The organism is Segeticoccus sp., assembly GCF_035708005.1.
Map to the genome: position 1 here is coordinate 1 of NZ_DASSTI010000108.1, position 5,929 is coordinate 5,929.

The 5,929-nt window shown below is 72.5% G+C and carries 4 protein-coding genes and 1 pseudogene; 3 read left to right on the forward strand and 2 right to left on the reverse strand.

Features of this window, described 5'->3' with window-relative positions; translation table 11 throughout:
* Window positions 1-276, reverse strand: a pseudogene (locus VFL99_RS11055) (HalD/BesD family halogenase); the annotation flags it as partial.
* A 144-nt stretch (window positions 277-420) separates the two neighbouring features.
* On the opposite strand from VFL99_RS11055, the gene VFL99_RS11060 reads away from it, so the two are divergent.
* From VFL99_RS11060 to VFL99_RS11070, 3 genes are all read left to right on the forward strand, one after another.
* Window positions 421-1,368, forward strand: coding sequence for a LysR family transcriptional regulator (locus VFL99_RS11060; RefSeq protein WP_325106411.1), 948 nt, complete (start codon window positions 421-423; stop codon window positions 1,366-1,368).
* Between the two features lie 88 nt (window positions 1,369-1,456).
* Window positions 1,457-3,937, forward strand: a complete 2,481-nt coding sequence (locus VFL99_RS11065) for a helicase C-terminal domain-containing protein (RefSeq protein ID WP_325106412.1) — start codon at window positions 1,457-1,459, stop codon at window positions 3,935-3,937.
* A complete protein-coding gene (locus tag VFL99_RS11070) occupies window positions 3,934-5,106 on the forward strand; it encodes an FAD-dependent monooxygenase (RefSeq protein ID WP_325106413.1) in 1,173 nt (390 codons plus the stop codon). The genes VFL99_RS11065 and VFL99_RS11070 overlap by 4 nt, the downstream gene beginning before the upstream one ends.
* A 127-nt stretch (window positions 5,107-5,233) precedes the next feature.
* Here the strand turns inward: VFL99_RS11070 and VFL99_RS11075 are convergent.
* A partial coding sequence (locus VFL99_RS11075) for a HalD/BesD family halogenase (protein WP_325106414.1) occupies window positions 5,234-5,929 on the reverse strand: 696 nt, incomplete at its 5' end.

A 5,929-nucleotide genomic window follows, 5' to 3' on the forward strand; every position in this document is an offset into this window, starting at 1 on the left:
ACCCTCATCCGGCCTCTCGAAATACACCGTGTGCGTGCGATCCATCGGCCACGCCTTCTCCGACAACTCCCCCGCCAACTCCACCATCCGCGCCACCGCACCCGGCCGGATGAACCCCGCCAGATTGCACACCCCCGTGGCATCGAGCTCGGCCTTGCACTCCGCGACGAACGCGCGGCCGCGCTCGCTGTCGAGCTCGTGGATCGGGTAGCGGTCCAGGTCCACCACGTCGGCGTAGGCCGGCAACTGCGTGGTCTCGTCAACGGTCTGGGTCATGCTCGGGCCTCCTCGGTCCTACGGGCTGTCTTCGGTATGCCGGTCACGCCGGCTTCGTCGGTACGTCACCATCGTGGAACCGGACGGGGTATTAGGGCAATCGCTCCTGTTGACCGCCTCCATTAGTGGCTCTAATCTGCCGGCATGAGCGACCGACCCGGCCCCGTCGAACTGCGCTACCTCGTGGCGCTGGCCGCGATCGGACGGGAGCGGTCCTTCAGCAAGGCGGCCGAGTCGCTGGGCTACACGCAGTCGGCGATCAGCCAGCAGATCGGCCGGCTCGAACGGCTCGTCGGGCACGTCCTGGTCGAGCGGCCCGGGGGGCCGAAGTCGGTCACCCTCACCCCCGCTGGGCAGCTGCTGCTCACCCACGCCGACGCGATCGTCGCCCGGCTGGCCAGCGCACAGGCCGACCTGCGGGCCCTGTCGGACGGCGAGTCGGGGATCCTGCGGGTCGGGTCCTACCAGAGCGTCGGCGTGCGGATCCTGCCCCGGCTGCTGCGCGAGTTCGCCGAGGCGTGGCCCAAGGTCCGGGTCGAGCTGGTCGAGGCCGCCGACGACCTGGAGCTGCTCGACCTCGTCGAGCGGGGCGAGCTCGACCTCACCTTCGTCGTCTACCCGCTCACGCCGGGCCCGTTCGAGCACGTCGAGCTGCTGGAGGACCCCTACGTCGTGGTCGTCCGCGACGACAGCGACCTGGGCCGGGACGGTGACCCGGTGCACCCGAGCCAGCTGGACGGCATACCGCTCATCACCTATGCGCGGATGCGCGACGTGCACGCGATCGAGCACCGGCTGGGCCACCCCGAGCTGGCCGAGCAGGTCCGGTTCCGCTCCCACGACAACGGAACCATGCTGGGCCTGGTCGCCGAGGGTGTGGGCGCGGCGGTGATCTCGTGGCTGTCCGTGGACCCGTTCCGTACCGGCATCCGTGCCGTGCCGCTGGCCGGCGTGCAGCCTCGGGTCGTCGGGTTGGCGTGGCACCGCGACCGCTACCGCATCCCGGCGGCGCACGCGTTCGTCCGAAAGGCCCGAGAGGTGGCCGCCCTCGCCCTGCCCGACCCGGCCGAGGCGCTGGGCACGGGCACCTGACGGCGGCACGCCGCCGCCACCGGGCCGTTCGTCGCCCGGGCTCCGCGGCTAGCCTGAACCTCCCGACTCCCCCGGAATTCGGAGTGCCATGCCGCGGACCGCCGACTCCCTGCCCGACTGGCTGAGTGGCCTCGATGAGGCCGAGCTGGTCGAGCTGCTCGAGGAACGCCCGGACGTCGTCCACCACCCGGCGCCGCGTGACGTCCTCGAGCTCGCCGAGCGCCTGGACCACCCGATGTCGCTGTCGGCGGCGGTGACCCGCCTCCCCCGGCCCGCGGTCGAGCTGTTGCAGGTGCTGCTGGCACTGGGCGGGTCAGCGACGCTCGACCGGGCCGCGCAGCTCCTGCGCCCGGTCGGTTGGGCCGGTGAGCCGACGTCGGACGACGAGGCGTCGGCATACCTTGAGAGCCGCGAGGGGGTGCAGGCGACGTTGCCGCTGCTGACCGCCGCCGGCCTCGCCTGGCCGGGCCGCGAGGACCGGATCCGCACCCCGCCGTCGCTGCGGCTGGCGTTGCGGCCCGCCCTCGGGCTCGGGGCGCCGCTGGAGGTGCTGCTCCAAGCGGTCTCGGTCAGCCGCCTGCAGCAGGCACAGACCCTGCTGGGGCTGCCTCGCGGCGGCACGAAGGACGTCGTCGTCGACTCGGTGGCCAACCACCTCAGTGACCCCGGCACCGTGCGCGCGCTGGTGGCCTCGGCGCCGCCGACGGTGGCCGAGCACCTGCGCGCCCTCGCCCAACCGGAGGATGACGACGAACTCCCGCTGGCTGGCGGTGTCGGCGGCTACCGCCAGCGCCTGGAGGCCATCCGCTGGGCCGGTGAGCGCGGACTCGTGGTCGGCGACGGCTGGAACGCTCACTCGGCCTCGATGCCCTCGCAGGTGGCGCTCGCGCTGTTGGACGACCCGACGGTGCCCTTCCACGTCCAGGCTCCGCAGCCGGTGACCACGGAGGTGGACGAGCAACGCCTGCGCTCCGAGTCCTCCGTCGCGGCAACCGAGTTCCTCAGCCACGCGATCGGAGTGCTCGACACGACGGCACGCAGGCCGGTCGCGTTGCTGAAGTCCGGCGGGGTCGGCGCCCGCGAGCTCAGCCGGGTGGCGAAGGTCGTCGGCTCCGACCCCACGACGACCCGGCTGGCGCTCGAGCTCGCGGGTCGGCTCGGCCTGCTCGAGGCAGCGGGGCGGGGCGTCGGGGTGTCCGCGGCCTTCCGGGAGTGGCGCGCCGCAGAACCGGCGGCCCGGCTGTCGTCGCTCGTGCTGGCGTGGCTGCGAACACCGTTCACCCCCACCGTCACTCACGACGCCGAGGGCAAGGCCGTTGCCGCGCTGGGGAACCCACCGGACCCGGCGGCGGTCGACGCGCGATGGTCCATGCTCGGCGAGCTGGCCAACCTCCCGGGCCGGCAGGCGACCACCGTGGCGTCGGTGGCCGCCCTGGTGGCCTGGGCGCGGCCCTTCGCCACCGACAGCCAGCAGTCTGGTGCCCCGCACCTACGGCTGGTATGGCGGGAGGCCGAGCTGCTCGGGCTGCTCGCGCTGGGTGCCCTCTCACCGCTGGGTCGGGCGCTGCTGGACGACGACGCGGGGGCCGTGCGGCAGGAGGCTGCCGGCCTCCTGCCCGCCTCCACCGACGCCGCCACGTTCGGCACCGACCTGACCGCCATGGTGTTCGGGTCGCCGTCCGCCCACGTCACGGAGCTGCTCGACCTCGCCGCGGACCGCGAGAGCAGCAGCGGCGGCGCGATGACGTGGCGGTTCTCGCCGGCGAGCGTGCGTCGGGCGCTCGACGAGGGCACCGGCGCCGATGCCCTCCTCGAGCGCCTCGGGCGGCTGTCCACCGGCGAGCTGCCGCAGCCGCTCGGCTACCTCATCACCGACGTGGCGCGGCGCCACGGGCGGTTGCGGGTGAGCGACGCGGTGTCCCTCATCCGCTGCCCGGACGAGGCGCTGCTGGCCGAGGTCGCCGTCGACCGCAAGCTGCGGCGGCTGCATCCCCGCCTGCTCGCCCCGACCGTGCTGGCCTGTGCTGTCCCCGCAGACGAGGCGCTGACGGCGCTCCGGGCCGCGGGCTACTTCCCGATGCCGGAGTCTCCTGCGCCCGAAGAGGATCCGTCGGGCGCACACACCACCGCCGAGCCCGGCCGGCACAGCGCCCCCGACCCTGCAGATGGGGACGGCTCCTTCGACGTGCTCGAGCTCCTCGCCCGCACCGTCGGTGGCCGGGCACCGGCCGAGGCCCCTGTGCCGTTGACCGCCGGCGCCCTGGCCCGTCAGGTGCTGCGCGGTTCGTCCGGCGGGGAGACGGAGACCGAGCGGGAGCTGCAGTCTCTCTCGAAGCGGTTGAGCGGCGCGGAGGTCCGTCAGCTGGCCTTCGCCCTCGACCACGGGCGGCCGATCCGGATCGTCTACCGCAGCGGCACCGGTGGGGTCAGCGACCGGATCATCAGCCGGATGCAGCTGCTCGGGGGCCGGATCTGGGCGTGGTGCCACCTGCGTTCCGGGCAGCGTGAGTTCCACGTCGACCGCATCCTGTCGGTGACCGCTGTCGACGCTGCGGAGGACCTGTGGTGAAGGCGATCGTCGTCGGAGGCGGAATCGGCGGACTGGCCACGGCCGTCGCGCTGCTGCGTGCCGGCCACGAGGTGGAGGTGCTCGAGCAGGCACCGGCGTTCACCGAGGTCGGGGCGGGACTGACCTTGTGGCCCAACGCCGTTCGGGCACTCGAAGCCCTGGGCCTCGGCGACGCGGTGCGGGCCAGGTCGCTGGTCGCCACCGACGGCGGCATCCGGGACAGCTCCGGGCGCTGGCTCGCGCGCCAGGACATCAGCACCATCCGGAAGCGCTTCGGCCCGCTGCTGATGATCCACCGCGCCGACCTGCTCGACGCCCTCCGCGAGGCCGTCCCCGGACCGGCCTTGCGGGCCGGCACGATCGTGACGGAGGTGACCGCCGACGGGATCGTGACCCACGCGTCCGGCCAGAGGCAGGCTGACGTGGTCATCGCCGCGGACGGCGTCAACAGCACCGCTCGCCGGGTCCTGTGGCCGGCCGCCAAGCCTCCCCGGTATGCCGGGTACGTCGCCTACCGCATGCTCACGACTCCCCTGCCGCTGCCTGCCGAGGGAGGTGAGGGGCGGGTCCGCCACGAGCAGCGCCGCGTCGGCGAGACCTGGGGGCGTGGCGAACGATTCGGCTACGTCCCGCTGCCACATGGCCGCTACTACTGCTTCGCCGCGATCACCGCACCGCCCGGCTCGGTGAGCGAGGGACTCGCCGGCCTGCGCCGACGCTTCGCCCACTGGCACCCACCGATTCCTCGGCTGCTCGAGGCGATCCCCGACGACGAGGCACTCCTGTTCCACGACCTGATGGAGCTGCCGCCCCTCGACAGCTACGTCTGCGGGCGCGTCGCGTTGCTCGGCGACGCGGCGCACGCGATGACACCGAACCTCGGACAGGGGGCGGGGCTCGCCCTGGAGGACGCCGCGACGCTGGGGCACCTGGTCGGTGGGGTGCGCGACGCCGAGGCGGTCTCGGCGGCGCTGGCCGACTACGACCGCCACCGACGTCACCGGACGCAGCGCGTCGCGGCCCGTTCCCGAAGCGTGGGGACGGTCGGGCAGCTGTCCGCCGGCCCGGCGGTGGTGGTGCGCAACCTGGTCACGCGGATGGTGCCCGATGCGCTCTTCAACGCCTCGCTCGCCCCGTTGCTCGACTGGCAGCCGCCGTCGGCGCCGTGACGAGTGTGCGTGACGAGTGGGTCGTGACGGGTACGGCCGGAACGCGCCGCGCGCTTCGCGTTCCGGCCGCCGATCACCGGGCAGGGGATCCCGGTGACGATGGTGGACGGTCGGTGTAGGCCCCCCGTCAGTTCGAGGTGCGTCCGTAGAACAGCTCGGAGGTCAGGTCGTTCAGCTTCATGTCCGGACGCTCACCGTAGGTCAGCACCGAGTTGATCCGCGGGGTGCTCCCCTCGATCGGGGTCACCCAGTGCAACGCGTGCTCACCCCGGAAGAACGCCAACGACCCCGGCGAGGACGGCAACACCTTCAACCCCGACTCATCCCCCTCCAGCACCCGCTGCACCCCGGCATAGTTCTCATCGGTCTCACTGCGCAACCCCGGCGCATACAGAAACTCCCCACCGGACTCAGCCGGCTGGTACATCACCGTCATCGAAAACTCGCTGCGGTCAAAATGCCACCCCAGCTCCTCCCCCGGATAGAACGTCGTCACCTGGAACGCATCCAACGGATCCGCGCTGCGGTACAACCTCTCCTTGCCCAACACCGCCGCAATGAAGGCCGTCAAGTCATCGGACTCATACAACCGCCGCACCGGCGCATCCACCGGAATGTAGTCATAGGCAATCCCATGCTTGGCCGACCGCACCTGCCGCCGCCGCGGATGCCCCTCCGGCACACCCTCATCCGGCCTCTCGAAATACACCGTGTGCGTGCGATCCATCGGCCACGCCTTCTCCGACAACTCCCCCGCCAACTCCACCATCCGCGCCACCGCACCCGGCCGGATGAACCCCGCCAGATTGCACACCCCCGTGGC